This window comes from Seonamhaeicola algicola, assembly GCF_007997385.1.
GTDB lineage: Bacteria > Bacteroidota > Bacteroidia > Flavobacteriales > Flavobacteriaceae > Seonamhaeicola > Seonamhaeicola algicola.
Genome location: NZ_VOSC01000030.1, coordinates 67982 through 86483, shown reverse-complemented (window position 1 = coordinate 86483; position 18502 = coordinate 67982). Strand labels below are relative to the sequence as shown.

Genomic DNA, 18502 nt, shown 5'->3' with positions numbered 1-18502 from the left:
ATTTTTTTGGGCAATATATAGCTTAGTATGAGTAAGTTATATATTGGCGAAAATTATGCCTTTTTCAGATGAAACGCAAAGAAAACACGATTAAATGCGTTATTTTTTGTTAATAGGTTGTTAAACTAGTATTTTAATGTGAAATGATTTTTGAAAATTCTACCATCTTGTAAGGTTATTGAAAACCAGTAATCATCGGCCGGTAATTTATTGCCATTAAAATATCCATCCCAACCATTGCTAAGTGGATTAAGTTGTTTTACAAGTTTACCATATCTGTCAAAAATTTGAATTTTAGTATTAGGTTGAAACATATCATTCACACCATATATTTGCCAAGTGTCATTTTTTCCATCATTATTGGGCGTGAAAAATTTAGGAAAACCTATAACGCTTACTTTTTGTGGTGGTGTTGCTCCACAATTATTTTTGGTATCAATTACAGATATGGTATAAATACCGGGTTTTACATTCTCAAAAATATTACTGCTTTGGTAAGGTGCGTACACTACGTTGTTTTCATCTAATAACCTGTATTCGTAACTTCCTTCACCAGAAACTATAACAGTTATAGTGTTATTTACAGATGCATCTTTAATATTAATAGCATCAATTGTTGCAATGTTAGATGGTAAAACTTTTACAACTCTAGTTTTTGAACACATATTGGCATTTGTAACAATAACTTCATAATCTCCTGGTTGGTTAATATCAATACTATAACTGTTTTCTCCGGTAGACCATTGGTATGTGTAATTACTTGTGTTGCCAACTAAAATACCAGCGTTAATGGTAATTTTTTTTGGGTATGTGTTTAGGCAGTAGTGTGTTGTGTATTCAGTTTCAATATTAGGTAATACATTAACAACTAGTTGTATTTGGCTTATGCCATAGCAATTATTGTCATTTTCGGTTCTAGCATAAATTGTTTGATTGTAGGCAATGGTGTTGGTAAAACTATTGTTAAGTGCATTTATTTCTAAAAGTGCATTATTATAGGTTTCATAGTAAGAAATATTTAACCCTGTAGGAAGCCCATTAATAATAGCAGTTTCGGCGTTTTTTAGGTTGAAATTGTAAAAGCCATCTTCAAAACCATCATCATCGCAAACTGTAAGTGTGGTATTGTTGGCATCAGTAATACTAACGCTTAAGGTAAGTTCAGATACACTGAAACATTGTGTTTTATCTTCAATGACTTCAACAAAAATGGTTTGCGGATTTGATGTATTTGTAAAATCTGCGCCATCAATTTCATTAGTTCGTGCGGCATCTGTAAAAAACTTTGTAGTTACGGTAGTGCTACCACCTGTAATGTTTGGTATTGCCTGGTTTAAATTAAAGCGTGTTATACCATCTGTTACACCATCTTCATCGCATTGTAGTAAGCTATGATTAAATGCTGATGGGTTTGGATTTATTAAAACAAATGCGTCACCTTCAATAGCACAGTCTCCATTATTAGGATCAATGTATACTTTGTAAAATCCAGATTTTGAAACTTCTAAATCAAAATCGGTTTCAGGTAAGGGTGTGTCATCAACCGTCCAAGTATAGGTAGCACCAGGAATTTCAGTTGAAGTTAATGTATAGGTGTCACCATCGCAGAGGTTGAGGTTTGTAGCGCTTTCACCGTTTTTAATAATATCAATTTGTTTATTGAAAAAAGAAGCGATGAATGGCGGTAGCCCTTGAGAAGATTGATTAGCACCCAAGTTTACGGCGTTGTGTTGGTATAAACTACCAGCGCCAACAACATTGGGGTTGTTTATAACGCCTAAATATGATAACCCTTTTGTGTAAGTAGCGCTTAAAGCTCTGTAAATTTTTCCGTTAGGGCCTAATTGTAAACCACCTCTGTATAAATTTCTATCATCTAAAATTACTTGCGAAGCTTGTACATTAGGTGCAGCTAAATTAAATTGCGCTAATACAGATGTGTGGTTTGCAGGGTCTTCATTTCTTGCTTGATTATCAAAGTCAAAAAAGTTATTATAAGCATGCACATACAGCAGATTACTATTTGGTGAAAACTCAATACCATACGGAAATGGACTTTCAGTACTGTTTATTGTTAAATATGATAGGTTTGAAGCTTTCCCTGTAAAGGCATCAAAATCTAAAATTTGTAAGCCATCGGCAGTATTTGCAACGGCCATTTTAGTGCCATCGGGTGAGAGTTTTAAATAACCGCGCCTATCATTAATAGCTATTGGAAAGGTAGATTTTACAGATGTTGTGTTTACACCAGCATTACTTACTTCAAAGGCATGAAACGTATTGTATGAATTAGGCGAGCCATCTTCTGAGGCCAGCGTTATTACCCATATAGATTTAGTTATGCAGTCTTTTAAAACAGCAGTTAATTTTTCTGAACAATGATTTAATAAATTCACATTTTTTTGTGTAACTGCACCTAAACCACCATTAAGTGAAATATCTACAGTTGAATAATTAAAGCCATTATCAGGGTCGGTTCCAATAGTTGTATCTACTGTAAAAATATAGTAAATATTAGGGTCGTTTGGTTTTGGTACAATAATAGCCGATTGTGTGCTTGAATTATCACCAAACAAGCCAAAGCCATTTTGCATAGCTACGTGGTTTTTATTCCAAACGGTAGAACCATCAGTATAAAAAAGTAAATTTCCTAAATCGTCTGATATTGAAGAGCAACCTTCATTGGTAAACAACATGCCATTATTTACAGCTGTTAGCGTATTGTTTGCTAAATTAAATTTAACACCTGCACCATAACCAAAATACCAATTAGCTGCTTGCCTTTGAGCATAAATGTTTGAAAAACAGCAAACAGCAAAAAATATTAAAAGCGTTTTTTTCATTAGTGGTAGCAAATGCTACCAAATATATTATAAATCGCGCTTTTTTAATAATCTATACGATAAAAAGATAAATAAGGCTGTCCAAGCTAAAACTATAAGTATTTCGTATGAATGTGCTCCATAATCATAAGCTAAATTAGCTTTATCAGGAAATTTTGTCATGGCTATTCTTTGAAACGGTTGGTCTATGAGTTTATACATAGATTTTAAAGGGAAAAAGTTTTGAATTTTCTCTGCTACATCTGTGTCTAATTTCCAAGCTAAAAGCCCAAAAATAATCCATTCAACAATAAATAAAATAAACAAAAAGGCTAGGGCAAAGGCAGAACGTTTTACCAGCATACCAAAAAATAAGCATAAGCTAAAAAAGCCAACAAGTTTTACAAAATAAGCTATTATAAATTCGGTTTCTTTTATAATAATTGAAAACTCATTGTAGCTTGAGTAATAAAGCCCAATGCAAAGCGATATTAAAAAAATTAGTACTGTTGAAACTAATGAAAAAAATACTATTGTATAGAATTTTGATAGTATGAATTCCTTTTTACTTAGGCCATCAATTAAGTTTTGTTTTATGGTTTTGTTGCTGTATTCATTACCAATCATGCTTACCACAACAATAGCAAAAAAGAATTTGAATTGCGATGAAAAAAATGTGGTTAAATGCCATATAATAGGAAAATTAAATATGCCTAATTCACCTAATTCTAAAGTAAAAAAGCCAAAAACATTAATTTTGAAAGACGATAGAAGAATTACAAAAAATGGTAAAATAAACGATACAAAAATGAGTATTTTACTGGTTTTATTTAGCAGAAGCTTTTGTAGCTCTAAATTTAATAATCTAAACATGTTATTGGTTTTGTTTGTTGAGGTTGTCGGTTAGTTTTAAAAATTGTTCTTCTAAACTTTCTTTACGTTGTACTAAATGGGTAAGAATTATACCTTTTTCAAAAAGTAGTTTATTAAAGGTGTCAGATTTAATAGGTTCGGTTAAAAAAGCAGTTACCAAATCACCTTCAACTTTAATATTTCCAAAAGCATTATGGTTTTCTAAAAGGGTAATTAATTCACTTTGGTTGTTACATTTAAGTTCAAAAAAACCATGGCTAGAAATCATTTCATCAACACTGCCGGCATATAACTTTACGCCATTTCTTAAAACAACTACGTGCGAGCATACTTTTTCAACTTCATCTAATAAATGCGAAGCCAATAAAATTGTGGTGCCTTGGGCTGCAATTTGCTTAATAATTTCTCTAATTTGATGAATGCCTTGAGGATCTAATCCGTTAGTGGGTTCATCTAGAATTAAAATTTCGGGGTCGTTTAAAAGGGCAGAGGCAATGGCTAAGCGTTGTTTCATTCCTAAAGAAAACGTTTTAAACTTACTATGTTTGCGTTTTAATAAACCAACAATTTCAAGTTTTTCGTCAATTTTACTATAATTAACACCTTTAATTTTGCATACTAGTTTTAAGTTTTCATACCCAGACATGTACGGGTAAAAGTTAGGGCGCTCAATAATAGCACCAACCTTTTTTAAAGCATTATGTGTTGTTGTGTTACCATCAAACCAATGGAAATTGCCCGATGTTTTATTTACCACATTTAAAACAATGCCTAGAGTGGTAGATTTTCCGCTTCCGTTTGGTCCTAAAATACCATAAACGTTACCTTTTTTTATAGTAAATGAAAGGTTGTTTACAGCGGTTAATTGGCCAAATTTTTTGGTAAGATTGTTAATAGTAAGAATAGATTCCAAAATAGTAAAACTTTTTTGCTAGTAACTTAGCAATGGTTAGTTATATGGGTAAGACGAGCCTGTTTATATTTTGTTACATACATACTAAAAAACCTTTAAAATTAGTAACTTTACACGTATGGAGGATTTAAAAATATCAAAAAAGAAACCGTCTTACACCATAAGCGAAAAACTTAGTAATTACCTTGCTGAGTATAATAGAAATAGTGAAATACCCATTTTTTATGATGATTTATTGCGTTTTCAAGGTTCTATTGTTGTGTATGACAAAGATGATAATGATACGCTTTGGGTACGTGTGTATTATAACGATTATGAAAGGGAAGAAATTGAAATGTCTTTAAAAAAGGTATATGCTATTTTACATTCTGATGGTAATGAAGATGCACACCCATTTTTAAAAGTTGATGCTATAGATTTTTGCACCTTCGGAAATTCAAAACCCTTCAGAATAAAAATACGAAATGTTTTAAATGATAATTTTACCTACTTCTACGTTAAAAAAGCCGATGCATCCAGAGTTTACGGTTTAGAGTTAGAGCATATGCTATCACCATCAAACTTAAACTTTTTGGTGTATAAAAATACCTTAATTGAAGAGCATATTTCTGGCATACCTGGTGATGTTTTTATAAAAACCATATTGCCTAATTGTAGCAAATCTGAAAAAGCACAAATAGCAAAAGAGTTTGTTAAATTTAATGAGCGATGTATGATTAGGTTGTTAGGTGATATGCGCTCATATAATTACGTAATTACACCAACCCATGATTTTGATCATGTAGTGTATAAAATTAGAGCCATAGATTTTGATCAGCAATCATACGAAGGTAAATTTAATATTTACAGGCCACAGTTTTTTAAAGAGAATTTTGAAATGGTTCAAATGGTATCTAACACATTAAAAAAGTTATCAATTAATCAATACAAAACTGAAGAGCGTTCAATTTTAGTTAAAAGAATGAAAAGTTTTAATGATAGAATTGCACATTTAATTTCATGTATGACAGAAGACACCATATCAAAAGTTGAAAATATAGATATGCTTAAAAAAGATATTTATAAATATTCTAGAGATAAAAAGTTTTTAAAATGTAAATCTATGGGGCAAATTTTAAAATGCGGACTAGAATTTTTAACAACAAACTATGAGAATGTAAACCCTTTAAAAATAAGGGTTTAGTTCCAGTTTTCGTCAAAATCTAATTCGTCATAATCATCCACGTCAAAATCGTCTTCAAACTCATTAAAATTATCCTCATTATCAGCTTCAAACATGCGGTCTGGGGCTGTGTCTGGTATTTGTCCGTGAACAAACATTAAGTTAGGATAATCTGTTCCTTCAACAACATCAACAATTTCAGCTAGTTCCACATAAAATGTCCACATGCTTAAAAAATCATATACATAAATAAGCTTAGGTTGTGCTTCGTGTACAACATCATTAATAGCGGTTTCATTCATTAAACGTGCGCCACCAGTATCACTTAAATCAAATAATGATATTTCTTCACCTTGATCCCATTGGTCATTACTTAGGTAAAATGAGGCCATTTCGCTACCATCAAAACCAAAAGATTGGGTAATTATGTTGTGTAAATCTTCAAGAGAATCTGTTTCTCTAATTTCTAAATCACGAAAAATATCTTCTTCTGTATCGTTGTCAAGTATTACTCTAAACCTGTAAATCATTATAAAAAATTATAGTGCAAAGTTACGTTTTTTTACCTTATTTGCTAAATCTGTGTAATGTAAAAGTAATAGCACTTAACAAGAAAAAGGCCCCAACTTGGTGCGCTACACCTAACCACACTGGTACTTGTAACATTATGGTTAATACGCCTAATAAAAATTGAAAAAATACAATAGCTAAAAGGCTGTTTATAGCACGGTTTTGGGGTAAGGTTAATATTAGTTTTCTAGATTTTACATAAATAGCAACAATAAAAGCAACCACAATGTAAGCTAAACAGCGGTGTACAAATTGTACGCCACTTTTGCCTTCAATAAAGTTTTTGTATAGCGGATTTTGCTCAATATAAACCGTAGGATGCATAAATTTACCTTCGCTCATCATTGGCCAATGGTTGTGAATAAAACCTGCATCTAAACCGGCAACAAAAGCACCATAAATTATTTGAATAATGAGAATTACAAAGCTAAAACGGATAAAGTTTCTAAATGCAATATTTATGTCTTTTTTGTTAGGATATATCAAATCTAAAGCTACCCAAAATGTGTATGCAAACGTTAAAAATGCTGTGGTTAAATGAGCTGCAAGCCTGTAATGACTAACATCTGGGTTATCAACTAAACCGCTTTTAACCATGTACCAGCCTAAAAAACCTTGAAATGCCCCCATACAAAGTAGTATAATGCATTTTTTTATGGTTGGTTTTGTAAGTTGTTTTCTAATTAAAAAGTATACAAAAGGTATAAAAAATACCAAGCCAATAAAGCGGCCAATTACACGGTGTAACCACTCCCAGAAATAAATATCTTTAAAATCTTGAAGATTGAAGTGGTTATTTAATTTTTTATATTCTGGATATTGCTTGTAAAGATTAAAAGCTTCTTGCCACTCTGTTTCATTCATGGGCGGAATTGTGCCCGATATTAATTTGTAGTTTGAAATAGATAAACCTGAATGCGTTAGTCTTGTAATGCCACCAACAACTACCATTATAAATATTAAAAAACAGCCTGTTAATAGCCAGTAAATAACCTTTTTGTTGTCTTTTTCTTTTGCCACAGCTTAAAAAATTTAGTTTAATAAAATCTAATATTTAACCTCTAACCCCAGTTTTTTGCCTTTTTCTAGCATTAATTTATGGGCAGCTTCGTATTCATTTGGTATATCTCCTTCTAAAATAGCTTCTTTAATAAATTCTTTTATAACACCAATTTCTTTTGATGGTTTTAAGTTGAAGGTTTTCATGATTTCTTCACCAGAAATAGGTGGTTGAAAATTTCTAACATGATCTCGGGCTTCAACTTCAACAATTTTATCTCTAACTATTTTGAAGTTATTATGATATTTTTTGAATTTTTTTGGGTTTTTTGTGGTAATATCAGCTTCACAAAGCGTCATTAAATCTTCAACATAATCGCCTGCATCAAAAACCAAGCGCCTTACGGCAGAATCTGTAACTATATCTTGGGCTAATACAATGGGGCGTGAGCTCATAAACACCATTTTTTGAACAAATTTCATTTTATCATTCAATGGCATTTTTAAACGTTTAAACAGTTTAAATACCATTTTTGAGCCTTCAAACTCATGCCCATGAAACGTCCATCCAATTTTTTTATGAAACTTTTTTGTGGGCGCTTTACCAATATCATGTAAAAGTGCGGCCCAACGTAGCCAAAGGTTATTGGTGTTTTGGGCAATGTTGTCAACTACTTCAAGTGTGTGGTAAAAATTATCTTTATGGCGTTGGCCTTCAATATCTTCAACGCCTTTTAATGCTGTTAATTCTGGTAAAATAATGTTTAAAAGCCCCGTTTTTTCTAATAATAAAAAGCCTATGGATGGTTTTGGGCTTTCTAATATTTTATTGAGTTCAACAACTATGCGCTCTTTAGTTATTATTTTTATTCTTGAAGCGTTACGTGTAATGGCTTGTAAGCTTTCGTGTTCTATGGTAAAGTTTAATTGTGTTGCAAACCTTATAGCGCGCATCATTCGTAATGGATCATCGCTGTAAGTAATATCCGGATTTAAAGGTGTTTTAATTAATTTTTGTGATAAATGCGTAACGCCTTCAAACGGGTCTAACATATTGCCAAAGTGTGCTTTGTTTAAATTTAATGCTAAGGCGTTTATGGTAAAATCTCTTCGGTTTTGGTCGTCTTTAAGTGTACCGTTTTCTACAATAGGGTTTCGGCTATCTTCAGTGTATGATTCTTTTCTGGCACCAACAAATTCAATTTCAATATCATCATGCCTAAGCATTGCGGTGCCGTAGGTTTTAAAAATTTGTACCTTAGGTTTGTTGGGTAGCATTTTAGCTACTTGTTTGGCTAGGTTTATACCACTGCCAATGGCAACAACATCAATATCTTTGGCGCTACCGCGTTGTAATAAATAATCGCGTACAAAGCCACCAATAACGTATGCTTCAACGTTAAGTGTGCTAGCAGCTTGTGAAATTATTTTAAATAATGGGTGTTTTAATGCTTCTTTATGGTTCATTTTCTGCCACAAATTCACGTTTGTTTTGCAAAACAATACGTTTATGGTTCAATAAAACTTCATGTTTTTGAGAATTAAAATATAAATATTAAAACGCAAAAAATTATATTTTTTTAAGTGTTATAAGTTTGAAATTATTCTCTAATTATTTTAACAACACCATTGTTGCTTAGTTTAATTATTGATGAAGGTTTATTGCAAATTTTATCTTTTTGCAAATTTACGACATAGTCTACTCCTTTTAAAATATCAGGACTTATTTCTTTAAATGATTTTGGTGTTGGTTGCCCACTAATATTAGCCGATGTTGATACAATGGCACCATTAAGTCTTCTTGATAACCAGAAACAGAAATCATCGTCAGGAATTCTTATGGCTATGCTACCATCATTAGCTATTAAATTTTGTGCTAAATTTTGTGCCTCATCATAAATAATAGTGGTTGGTTTGTTGGCAATTTCAATAATACTTTGGGCCGCAAAGGGTATTTGCTTTACGTATTTACCAAGCATTCTGTCATCAGCCACCAAACAAATAAGGGCTTTGCTATCTTCACGTTGTTTTAAGTTGTATACTTTTTTTACAGCATAGGGGTTTGTAGCATCGCAACCAATGCCCCAAACAGTATCTGTTGGGTATAAAATTATACCGCCTTCTTTTAAAACTTTTAGTGCGTTGTTAATTTCGGTTTGCATGGTAGTTTAATCTATAAAATTAATTTTTTGTTTGTGTTTTAAAGATTTTGATATAGGTGCACCAGCTAAAAGAGTTAGCCATAATTTCCAATATTTTGGTTTAATTATAGATGTTAAAAAGTATCTTACAATAAAGTAGCTATTAAGTATTTTTTTTGATAGCCAGCCATAATGTTTTTCAGTGTGATAAAGTAAGGCTATTTTTTGTTCAATTTTTATGGCTATATTTCTATTTATACTGGCACTTTTATAATGTATATATTCAGTTTGAGGTACTAAATAGTTATATTTTTTTAGTGTTTTTAATAGTCTTAGGCTAAGGTCTGATTCTTCGTAGTATAAAAATAAGTTAGTATCAAACCCTCCAACAGTATTAAAATATTTAGCATTTATAAACATAAAAGAGCCTTGAACGTATTGTACCTTAATTGGATTTTTATATGTTTTTTTTCTGTTTAAATATGTTTTTGGAAATAAAAATTCTAATGTAGCCCGTTTTAAAATTTCGCGCTGTAATGACGAAAAATGATCAATTGTAGCTCTAAAATTTTTGTGCTCATCAAGCATTTGAGGAGAACAAATAGCTGCATCGGGTGTAGATTCCATAAACTTTTTTAGTACGACTAAACAATTTGGAGTAACTTGTAAGGTATCGTTGTTTATAAAGGCATAGTATTTACAATTTTTTGCGTGTTGAACACCAAGCATATTTCCACCACCAAACCCCGTATTAAACTTACTCCTTACAAGCGTTATTAATTGTGAGTTTAGGGTATTTAATTGTTTTTTTAAAGTTTTATAATCTTCTGGTTTCGAATTATTATCTACAACAATAACTTCAAATGTTAAGCTATTTTCATTATGAGATTCTAAAATAGATTTTACGGCATTGAATGTAAATTGAGATGTGTTGTAGTTTATAATAATACAGCTAACATCTACTTTAGTATTGGTTTCCATCTATTTGAAATGTTTTTAAGCGAATATTGTTTTGATACCTCAATATTATGAAGCGACATATTATTGTTGAACCCCTTATTAATTACTTTGGTTAACGTATTAGCAACGTTACCTTCATTAAAAATATAGCCAACTTTATCTGTTATAATTTCTTTTGGCCCAGAGTGGTTACTGGCAATTGGAATTAAACCAAGTGACATGGCTTCAATAATTATAATACCAAAAAGTTCTTCCCACGTTTTAGTTTTTTTAGAGTTTAATAATACATACTCATGTGTTTTAAAAACATTTATGAGCGTTGGTTTATGGTATATTGGCTCATGGTAATGTATATTTTGGTATTTTTTAGCGTAGTGTATTACGTTGTTTTTTAGTTTTCCGTCTCCAACAATTGTAAGATAAGCTTTAGGATTTTGTTTAAAAAAATCTAAAATTTCAATAATACCTTTTTGCGGTAACAACCTACCAACATATATAAAACTATTTGTTTTTTTTGGTGTGTTTGTATTATTGTAAAAAACACTGTTGTTAGAGTGGTATACAATACTAATTTTATTATTGTTAATGTTATAATTAGTTAAAAGTTCTTGTTTACTTTTATTTGTAACTGCAAAAATGTGCTTTACTTTGTGTTCTAAAAAAAACTGCCAATGTTTAAAAGTTTTTGGATTGTTTTTTTTGTATTTAGGATGAAAAGTTTTGTTCCAACATGTCCATGATGTATGATAGTAAACATCATGCTTTTTTAAGAATTTTAAAATAGTAATTAGTTTACTGTCAAAAGGAGCTATACCTAAAACTATTTTTTTATTCTTAGTAAATAACAAAGAAATAAAAAACACTATGTTTTTTAATTGTTTAAAAAACAAGCTAAAATTACCCCTAGTAACAGCTTTAAAAAGTTTACTAAATATTGAAAATTCTCTGTGTTTTAACGCTATATTATTTTGTTTCAACAAATAATCTAAAGCTACATAATGACCTTTAGCACCGTTTTTATGAAGAATATATACTACTTTTTCAGACATTATAATAACTACACCTAATTAAGCACAAATATATACAACTTAAATTTATAATTTTACACCAAAGTATTAAACCACAAACATTACTTATTTTGCAAAAACAAATAAATGCAGACTTTGAGTTAAGTGCAGATTTTTTAGATAATATTATTTTAAATTTTGATACCGAAGGTGAGGATTTTGGTAACCAAGATAGAAATTCTTTAAAACTCTTTAAGTCAAATAATGGTATGTGTTTAAATGTGAAATCGTTTAAAGTACCTAATGCTATTAACCAAGTAGCTTATAAGTTTTTTAGAAAAAGTAAAGCACAACGCTCATTTGAATATGCCAATAAACTTAAAGAGTTAGAGGTTGGAACGCCACAACCTATTGCATATTATGAGTTTACAACAGCTTTTTTGTTTAAAAAAAGTTATTATATAAGTGAGCAACAACCATGTGATTTAACATACAGAGAGTTAACAACCAATTTAAATTACAAAAATCATGAGACTATTTTACGTGCATTTACTAGGTTTACTTTTAATTTGCATGAAAAAAATATTCATTTTTTAGATCATTCACCAGGTAATACGCTCATTGAAATAAATAATGGAAACTATAAATTTTATTTGGTTGATTTAAACCGTATGGAATTTAAAAAACTAGATTTTGAAACACGAGTTAAAAACTTTTCAAAATTAACAGTGCATAAATCTATGATTGAAATAATGAGTGATGAGTATGCCAAATGTATTGGTGCTAGTTATGATAAGGTGTTTGATGTTATGTGGCAAACTACTCAGGCATTTCAAGAAAAATATCATCGTAAAAAAAGACTTAAAAAGAAATTGAAATTCTGGAAAACCTAACGGTTGTTTTTAATAAGTTGTCTAAGTTTAGCATATTTTAAAAAACGAGTATTAGCGGTTTCTACAGAAATAAAAAAGCCATTAAAACCATCTAAAAAGCCAAGTTTTAAAATATATGATTGAAAAAATGCCCAAGTAGGGTTAATTATAATTTTATACAAAGGTGCTTTTTTGCCTAGTTTATAATAAGCCTCGGCAGAAATGGTTGTAAACACTTCAACTTTACTGTTTAGTTCAGCGTAAGTGTTGTAATTCCAATGTAAAATATCACCTTTTAAAAAGCCTGTTTTGTTATTTTTATCAGTTAATGTAATTCTGTCATGTGGATTAATGCCTGCCCATTTAGCCTTTCTTCTATCAAAAACACGTAATTTTTTATCAGGATACCAAGTGGTGTGTTTAATCCACTGTCCGCAAAAACAATTGAATCTGTTACTGTAATAACCATCAAATTGCCAATTAGATTTTACGTTTAATATTGATGTTTGTAGTTTTTCAGAAAGCGCCTCATCACCATCAAGTGATACTATGTAGTTATGTTTTGCTTGCGCAATAGCAAAGTTTTTTTGTTCAATGTAGCCTAAAAATTTTTGCTCAATAAATCTAACCTTATATTTTTCACAAATAGCTTTCGTTTTATCTGTTGAAAAAGAATCTACTACAACAATTTCATCAACAACAGGTAATAATGATTTTAGGCATTTTTCAATATTACGTTCTTCATTAAAAGTTATTATTACTCCAGAAAGCTTTATCATTTCTTAAAAAAATTAAAAGTATAAAAGTACATATTTTACAACCATTGAAAAAAATAACTAATAGGTTAAAATGTTTTTTTGAATTTGAATGTGTACTATTTACGTATATTTGCAACTATTAATTTTTACAAGAAAACACCTTAAAATGGCATTGCCTAAAATTACAGTTATTATAGCTACTTATAATAAAACCGATTGGTTAGAGAAGGTTTTATTTGGTTACAGCACGCAAACGTACAATGATTTTGATATTATTATTGCTGATGATGGCTCTACTAATGAAACCAAAGAACTTATTGATAAGTTTAAGCAAAATTATCCGGTAGAAATAACCCACGCGTGGCATGAAGATAAAGGGTACAGACGCCAAAAAATATTAAATGAAGCTATTGTAATGGCTAAAAATGAGTATATATTATTTACTGATGGCGATTGTATACCTCGTGAAGATTTTGTTGAAACGCATGCAAAATATGCTGAAAAAGGATACTTCTTATCAGGTGGATATTGTAAACTTCCTATGGATATTAGTGAGGCAATTGCTGAAAATGACATAAAATCTAAACGCTGTTTTGAAGTTTCTTGGTTAAAAACTCAAGGTACTCTTAATTGGAAAAATAAGCTGAAATTATCTGCAAAAAATGGTTATGCCAACCTAATGGATAGTATTACACCTACAGGAGCTACCTTTAATAACTGTAACTCTTCTGCTTGGAAAACCGATTTAATTGCTATTAACGGTTATGATGAGCGTATGCAATACGGCGGCCCAGATAGAGAGTTGGGTGAGCGTTTGGTAAATAACGGTATTAAAACTAAACAAATTAGATACAAAGCTATTTGTTTGCATTTAGACCACGCACGAGGTTACAAAACACAAGAATCTTTAGATAGAAATTTAGCTATTAGAGCTAAGGTGAAAAAAGAAAATATTAAATGGACACCTTACGGAATTAAAAAAGATGCTGTTAGTTAGCTTTTAAAAATACGTTTAAAGCATCATTAAAAAGCGAAGGTTTAAGTTTTGTATACAATGCTGCGGCTTCTGTTTTAAGTTGTTTAGGGTGTTCTACATTTTTGTAATATTCAGTATGGTAGTCATTTAAATGAACAGAAACGTGCTTTTTTCCATCGTCAAACATGTTCCATGCTTCTTTTTTAATCCAAGGAGAAAATATAGTAAATGTTGGTATATTTAAAGCTTTAGCCATATTTATAGCGCCGCCTTCATTACCTATTAATGCATTGCAATGCGATGTTATGGCTAAAAATTGGCGTAAGCTTTTTCCAAATACATCAAAATAAATTTGTTTTTTGGTGCTAGGTGAGCAAAAATTAAATATGGCTTTCGCCTCGGTTATTTGCTTGGGTATATAATTAAATAATAGTTGCGCATTTGGTTGCTGCTCTACAATGTTATTTATAACCTTTGCCATATATTCAAAAGGGTAAGTTTTGCTACTGCCGCTTCCTAAAACACCAATCATGTACAGTGGTTTTTGCAAATCAATACTGTTATTTAATAAAAATTGTTTTGCTTGGTCTTTTTCGGTGTTTGTTAAATAAATTTTAGGCTTTACTATGTGTGAAGCGTTAATATTTAATGGCGCTAATAGTTGCAACCTGTTTTCAATGGCTAAACCAGCATTAGTTTTTGTAGTTGTGGCGTCTTTAAAAGTATGTGTATAGATAATTGATGTATACTTTTTGTGCTTTGAAATTTTTGTTTTTGCTTTTGAAAATAGAGTAATTAAATTACTTGATAATTTTGAATACACATCAATAACAACATCATATTTTTCTTTTTGTAATTGTTTAGCAAACACATAAAGTTTTTGTTTGCTTTTTTCATGTTCAGGTGTGAAAAACTTAAAAACATCAATAAAATGATTGTTTTCAACAACAGGATAAGTATGCGAGTTTATTACATAGTGTAATTCTGCATTAGGATATTGTTGTTTAATAGCTTCAAATAAAATACTTGTAGCTAAAACATCTCCTATCATTTTTTGTTGAATAATTAAAACCTTCATAACGCTTTTAAATTACAAATAAAAAATTCCAAACTCCGTGAAGTTTCAGGAATTTGGAATTTTTAATATATAAGTTTTTTCAATTAAACAGCTACTTCGTTATCACGTAAAGCATCATTTAATGATGTTTTTTTATCGGTACTTTCTTTTCGTTTTCCAATAATCAAGGCACAAGGTACTTGATATTCGCCAGCAGCAAATTTTTTGGTGTAACTACCAGGAATTACTACCGATCTAGCAGGTACTTTACCTTTCATTTCAACAGGTTCATTACCAGTAACATCAATAATTTTAGTACTCATAGTTAAAACAACACCGGCACCTAAAACAGCTTCTTTTTCAACGTGTACACCTTCAACAACAATGCAACGTGAGCCTACAAAAACATTATCTTCAATAATAACAGGTGCAGCTTGTAATGGTTCTAAAACGCCACCAATACCAACACCGCCAGATAAGTGTACATTTTTTCCAATTTGTGCACAACTACCAACAGTAGCCCATGTATCAACCATAGTACCTTCATCTACATAAGCACCAATATTTACATAACTAGGCATTAAAATAGTACCCGCAGATATGTAAGCGCCGTGTCTTGCAACTGCATGCGGAACCACACGTATACCTTTTTCTGCATAACCAGTTTTTAAAGGTATTTTATCATGAAATTCTAACGGGCCAGCTTCAATAGTTTCCATTTTTTGAATTGGAAAATACAGTACAACGCCTTTTTTTACCCATTCATTTACTTGCCAACCACCTTCAATAGGTTCTGCAACACGTAATTTACCTTTATCTAGCAAATCAATTACAGTTCTAATTGCTGTTGTTGTTCTTTCTTCTTTTAATAAATCTCTATTGTCCCAAGCTGCTTCAATTATTTGTTGTAATTCAGTCATCAGTATTTAAATTTTTGGCTAAAGTACACGATTATTTTTTCAATTAAAAACTACAAAAACATAAATAAAACATTTGTTAAGTATAGCGTTGTTTTGTGTTATTAAATGTAAATATTTGATGTTTTTTTTAGTAATAAATCATGTTTTACAAGAAAAAATAGCTTAAAAAAAGTAAGCTTAAAATGATACGATAACATGATAAAAAGCATGCTTTTTATCTGGTATTGCATGTGTTTTATAGTAGTAAAAAAACAAAATATGCTTTTAAATGCTTAAAACGTCAGGTTAAGTGTTGTGTAATGGTTTTTTAATCGGTAAAAAACTGCGTTTTGTCAGTTAATCGGCTGTTCTGTACACATTTTCTAATAAACGAATTTTCAAGCTTCTACAACTAATTTTTTGCATTTCAACTTTACTCTCAACCTATATTTGACCCAACAAAACAACACAAACAATGAATACAAAATTTTACATTTTTTTAGTTTTAGTTTTAGGATTCTCTTTTGCAAACGCACAAAGCACTGATAAAACTTCTGTAGAAACTGTAAAAACTGTTGTAGTTTCAAAAGAAACTAAAGAGGTTGTAAATAAAGCTACTAGCACTGAAAATGTGTTAATTAGTGAAGAAGCATTAAAAGAAACAATAGCCGCTACTGCCAGTGATATAAGAACTTATTTCAACAGAGAAAGAAATGTTGACAACATTAAATTATTGTTCCCTAAATTAAACAAGGCAATAAAAGCTTAAACTCTCAAACTCTCAAACTCTCAAAAGTTTTTTAATAAGTAGGTTAAATATAAAAAGACTGCCGTAAAAGGCGGTCTTTTTACTTTAAATAGCACTACTTTTGTGTAAAATATATATATGGCTAGAATTTTAGCAATAGACTACGGAACAAAAAGAACAGGTATTGCAGTAACCGATGAACTTCAAATTATAGCATCGGGTTTAACAACAGTTAATACCAAAGAGTTAATACCTTTTTTAAAAAAATACACTGCCACAGAAGCTGTAGAGCTTTTTTTAATTGGAGAGCCCAAGCAAATGGATAATACAGCTTCAGAAAGTGAAGTACATATTCAAAAGTTTATAGATACTTTATTAAAAGAAATTCCGCAAATAGAAATAAAAAGAGTTGACGAACGGTTTACATCTAAAATGGCATTTCAAACTATGATAGATAGTGGTTTGAAAAAAAAACAACGCCAAAACAAAGCGCTTGTTGATGAAATTAGTGCCACCCTTATACTGCAAAGTTATTTGTATTCTAAATAAAATAGTATTCGTACTTTTGCACAATTATTAGCAATATAAAATTATGATTTTACCAATAGTTGCCTACGGTGACCCCGTTTTAAAAAAGAAAGCTAAAGATATAACCCTAGATTACCCTAAACTAGATACGCTTTTAGAAAATATGTTTGAAACCATGTACGGAGCCTACGGTGTTGGTTTAGCGGCGCCTCAAATAGGGTTGCCAATTCGTTTGTTTTTGGTTGATACAGCTCCTTTTGCTGAAGATGAAGATTTAACTGCCGAAGAACAAAACCAATTAAAAGATTTTAAAAAAGTATTTATAAATGCCAAAATTTTAGAAGAAGAAGGTGATGAGTGGGCATTTACCGAAGGCTGCTTAAGCATACCTGATGTTAGAGAAGATGTGTTTAGAAAACCACAAATTACCCTAGAATATTTTGATGAAAATTTTAAAAAACACACCCAAAAATTTGATGGTTTAATAGCGCGTGTTATTCAGCATGAGTATGACCATATTGAAGGTGTGTTGTTTACAGATAAACTATCTAGCCTAAAAAAGCGTTTAATAAAAGGAAAACTAAATAATATATCTAAAGGAAAAATAAATATAGATTATAGAATGCGTTTTCCAGACCAAAAAAAGAAACGATAATATTTGCAATACAGCTATAAACGCATGATATTTGCGCCTTTCAAAAAAATAATATGAGTTTAGAAAAAGTACTTTCAATTTCAGGAAAACCAGGATTATATAAGCTTGTAACACAAACCCGTGGTGGTTTTGTAGCAGAATCTTTAATTGATAAAAAACGTTTGTCAATAGGGCTTCAAAACAATGTAAGTGTATTAAGTGAAATAGCTATTTATACCTTAGCTGAAGAAGTACCTTTAGTAGAGGTTTTCAAAAAAATTAAAGAAAAAGAAAACGGTAATCAAACATCAGTAAAACCAAAAGATAGTAAAGATAAACTAGAAGAATACTTCTTTGAAGTTTTACCAGATTATGATGAAGATAGAGTATATGCCAGTGATATTAAAAAAGTAATACAGTGGTATAACTTACTACAACAACATGATATGCTTGGGTTGTTAGATGATGATGCTACAACGCAAGATGAAGAAGAATAAATAGCAACCTCCTTTTTTAAGGAGGTTTTTTTATACCCAATTGTAAGGTTAGCAGTTGTAACACCGACACATATTGTACTAACAAA

19 protein-coding genes are annotated in these 18502 nt (G+C 30.7%); 7 read left to right on the top strand and 12 right to left on the bottom strand.

Features of this window, described 5'->3' with window-relative positions; translation table 11 throughout:
• Positions 1-125: 125 nt before the first annotated feature.
• Genes FUA26_RS12715 through FUA26_RS12705 form a run of 3 tightly spaced genes read right to left on the bottom strand, consistent with a single transcriptional unit; the run spans position 126 to position 4608 of the window.
• Entirely contained in the window at positions 126-2843 is a 2718-nt protein-coding gene (locus FUA26_RS12715; RefSeq protein ID WP_147136751.1) for a T9SS type B sorting domain-containing protein, read from the bottom strand.
• 27 nt (positions 2844-2870) lie between these two features.
• Positions 2871-3695: an ABC transporter permease gene (locus FUA26_RS12710; RefSeq protein WP_147136748.1), complete on the bottom strand. Its 825-nt coding sequence runs from the start codon at positions 3693-3695 to the stop codon at positions 2871-2873.
• Position 3696: 1 nt separating this feature from the next.
• Positions 3697-4608: an ABC transporter ATP-binding protein gene (locus FUA26_RS12705; RefSeq protein WP_147136745.1), complete on the bottom strand. Its 912-nt coding sequence runs from the start codon at positions 4606-4608 to the stop codon at positions 3697-3699.
• Positions 4609-4726: 118 nt separating this feature from the next.
• Between FUA26_RS12705 and FUA26_RS12700 the strand changes: the two genes are divergently transcribed.
• The gene (locus FUA26_RS12700) at positions 4727-5791 is read left to right on the top strand and encodes a hypothetical protein (RefSeq protein WP_147136743.1); all 1065 of its coding nucleotides are present in this window, start codon (positions 4727-4729) and stop codon (positions 5789-5791) included.
• On the opposite strand, the gene FUA26_RS12695 is transcribed toward FUA26_RS12700, so the two are convergent.
• From FUA26_RS12695 to FUA26_RS12670, 6 genes are all read right to left on the bottom strand, one after another.
• A complete protein-coding gene (locus FUA26_RS12695) occupies positions 5788-6300 on the bottom strand; it encodes an IS1096 element passenger TnpR family protein (RefSeq protein WP_147136740.1) in 513 nt (170 codons plus the stop codon). The genes FUA26_RS12700 and FUA26_RS12695 overlap by 4 nt on opposite strands.
• A gap of 37 nt (positions 6301-6337) precedes the next feature.
• On the bottom strand, positions 6338-7360 hold the full coding sequence (locus tag FUA26_RS12690) for a COX15/CtaA family protein (protein WP_147136737.1): 1023 nt from the start codon (positions 7358-7360) through the stop codon (positions 6338-6340).
• A 27-nt stretch (positions 7361-7387) separates the two neighbouring features.
• Complete coding sequence (locus FUA26_RS12685) at positions 7388-8806, bottom strand: CCA tRNA nucleotidyltransferase (RefSeq protein ID WP_147136734.1); 1419 nt, start codon at positions 8804-8806, stop codon at positions 7388-7390.
• A gap of 134 nt (positions 8807-8940) precedes the next feature.
• Entirely contained in the window at positions 8941-9501 is a 561-nt protein-coding gene (locus FUA26_RS12680; protein ID WP_147136731.1) for an L-threonylcarbamoyladenylate synthase, read from the bottom strand.
• Between the two features lie 6 nt (positions 9502-9507).
• A complete protein-coding gene (locus FUA26_RS12675; RefSeq protein WP_147136728.1) occupies positions 9508-10461 on the bottom strand; it encodes a glycosyltransferase family 2 protein in 954 nt (317 codons plus the stop codon).
• Positions 10440-11489: a glycosyltransferase gene (locus FUA26_RS12670; RefSeq protein ID WP_147136725.1), complete on the bottom strand. Its 1050-nt coding sequence runs from the start codon at positions 11487-11489 to the stop codon at positions 10440-10442. Before FUA26_RS12670 ends, FUA26_RS12675 begins: the two co-directional genes overlap by 22 nt.
• A gap of 89 nt (positions 11490-11578) precedes the next feature.
• On the opposite strand from FUA26_RS12670, the gene FUA26_RS12665 reads away from it, so the two are divergent.
• Complete coding sequence (locus FUA26_RS12665) at positions 11579-12340, top strand: lipopolysaccharide kinase InaA family protein (protein ID WP_147136722.1); 762 nt, start codon at positions 11579-11581, stop codon at positions 12338-12340.
• On the opposite strand, the gene FUA26_RS12660 is transcribed toward FUA26_RS12665, so the two are convergent.
• On the bottom strand, positions 12337-13098 hold the full coding sequence (locus FUA26_RS12660; protein ID WP_147136719.1) for a glycosyltransferase family 2 protein: 762 nt from the start codon (positions 13096-13098) through the stop codon (positions 12337-12339). The genes FUA26_RS12665 and FUA26_RS12660 overlap by 4 nt on opposite strands.
• 145 nt (positions 13099-13243) lie before the next feature.
• Here FUA26_RS12660 and FUA26_RS12655 point away from each other — a divergent pair, with 145 nt between their 5' ends.
• Entirely contained in the window at positions 13244-14074 is an 831-nt protein-coding gene (locus FUA26_RS12655; RefSeq protein ID WP_147136717.1) for a glycosyltransferase family 2 protein, read from the top strand.
• On the opposite strand, the gene FUA26_RS12650 is transcribed toward FUA26_RS12655, so the two are convergent.
• Together FUA26_RS12650 and FUA26_RS12645 are read right to left on the bottom strand one after the other, a co-directional pair.
• Positions 14067-15131 carry a glycosyltransferase family 9 protein gene (locus tag FUA26_RS12650; protein WP_147136714.1) on the bottom strand — a complete coding sequence of 355 codons (1065 nt, stop codon included), beginning with the start codon at positions 15129-15131 and terminating at the stop codon, positions 14067-14069. The genes FUA26_RS12655 and FUA26_RS12650 overlap by 8 nt on opposite strands.
• 83 nt (positions 15132-15214) lie before the next feature.
• On the bottom strand, positions 15215-16030 hold the full coding sequence (locus FUA26_RS12645; protein WP_147136711.1) for a 2,3,4,5-tetrahydropyridine-2,6-dicarboxylate N-succinyltransferase: 816 nt from the start codon (positions 16028-16030) through the stop codon (positions 15215-15217).
• Positions 16031-16484: 454 nt separating this feature from the next.
• On the opposite strand from FUA26_RS12645, the gene FUA26_RS12640 reads away from it, so the two are divergent.
• The 4 genes from FUA26_RS12640 to FUA26_RS12625 all read left to right on the top strand — a co-directional run bounded on the left by FUA26_RS12640 (position 16485) and on the right by FUA26_RS12625 (position 18416).
• The gene (locus FUA26_RS12640) at positions 16485-16778 is read left to right on the top strand and encodes a hypothetical protein (protein ID WP_147136708.1); all 294 of its coding nucleotides are present in this window, start codon (positions 16485-16487) and stop codon (positions 16776-16778) included.
• A gap of 117 nt (positions 16779-16895) precedes the next feature.
• A complete protein-coding gene (gene ruvX / locus FUA26_RS12635) occupies positions 16896-17306 on the top strand; it encodes a Holliday junction resolvase RuvX (RefSeq protein WP_147136705.1) in 411 nt (136 codons plus the stop codon).
• A gap of 43 nt (positions 17307-17349) precedes the next feature.
• Positions 17350-17940 carry a peptide deformylase gene (gene def / locus FUA26_RS12630; protein ID WP_147136702.1) on the top strand — a complete coding sequence of 197 codons (591 nt, stop codon included), beginning with the start codon at positions 17350-17352 and terminating at the stop codon, positions 17938-17940.
• Positions 17941-17993: 53 nt separating this feature from the next.
• A complete protein-coding gene (locus FUA26_RS12625) occupies positions 17994-18416 on the top strand; it encodes a DUF5606 family protein (RefSeq protein ID WP_147136699.1) in 423 nt (140 codons plus the stop codon).
• The last annotated feature ends 86 nt before the right edge of the window (positions 18417-18502 follow it).

What these genes read in the sequence shown, in the direction of transcription:
- ruvX (WP_147136705.1), top strand. Translation starts at nt 16,896, where the DNA reads ATGGCTAGAATTTTAGCAATAGACTACGGAACAAAAAGAACAGGTATT.
- FUA26_RS12710 (WP_147136748.1), bottom strand. Translation starts at nt 3,695, where the DNA reads ATGTTTAGATTATTAAATTTAGAGCTACAAAAGCTTCTGCTAAATAAA.
- def (WP_147136702.1), top strand. Translation starts at nt 17,350, where the DNA reads ATGATTTTACCAATAGTTGCCTACGGTGACCCCGTTTTAAAAAAGAAA.
- FUA26_RS12655 (WP_147136717.1), top strand. Translation starts at nt 13,244, where the DNA reads ATGGCATTGCCTAAAATTACAGTTATTATAGCTACTTATAATAAAACC.
- FUA26_RS12675 (WP_147136728.1), bottom strand. Translation starts at nt 10,461, where the DNA reads ATGGAAACCAATACTAAAGTAGATGTTAGCTGTATTATTATAAACTAC.
- FUA26_RS12700 (WP_147136743.1), top strand. Translation starts at nt 4,727, where the DNA reads ATGGAGGATTTAAAAATATCAAAAAAGAAACCGTCTTACACCATAAGC.
- FUA26_RS12715 (WP_147136751.1), bottom strand. Translation starts at nt 2,843, where the DNA reads ATGAAAAAAACGCTTTTAATATTTTTTGCTGTTTGCTGTTTTTCAAAC.
- FUA26_RS12695 (WP_147136740.1), bottom strand. Translation starts at nt 6,300, where the DNA reads ATGATTTACAGGTTTAGAGTAATACTTGACAACGATACAGAAGAAGAT.
- FUA26_RS12660 (WP_147136719.1), bottom strand. Translation starts at nt 13,098, where the DNA reads ATGATAAAGCTTTCTGGAGTAATAATAACTTTTAATGAAGAACGTAAT.
- FUA26_RS12640 (WP_147136708.1), top strand. Translation starts at nt 16,485, where the DNA reads ATGAATACAAAATTTTACATTTTTTTAGTTTTAGTTTTAGGATTCTCT.
- FUA26_RS12685 (WP_147136734.1), bottom strand. Translation starts at nt 8,806, where the DNA reads ATGAACCATAAAGAAGCATTAAAACACCCATTATTTAAAATAATTTCA.
- FUA26_RS12670 (WP_147136725.1), bottom strand. Translation starts at nt 11,489, where the DNA reads ATGTCTGAAAAAGTAGTATATATTCTTCATAAAAACGGTGCTAAAGGT.
- FUA26_RS12680 (WP_147136731.1), bottom strand. Translation starts at nt 9,501, where the DNA reads ATGCAAACCGAAATTAACAACGCACTAAAAGTTTTAAAAGAAGGCGGT.
- FUA26_RS12625 (WP_147136699.1), top strand. Translation starts at nt 17,994, where the DNA reads ATGAGTTTAGAAAAAGTACTTTCAATTTCAGGAAAACCAGGATTATAT.
- FUA26_RS12645 (WP_147136711.1), bottom strand. Translation starts at nt 16,030, where the DNA reads ATGACTGAATTACAACAAATAATTGAAGCAGCTTGGGACAATAGAGAT.
- FUA26_RS12650 (WP_147136714.1), bottom strand. Translation starts at nt 15,131, where the DNA reads ATGAAGGTTTTAATTATTCAACAAAAAATGATAGGAGATGTTTTAGCT.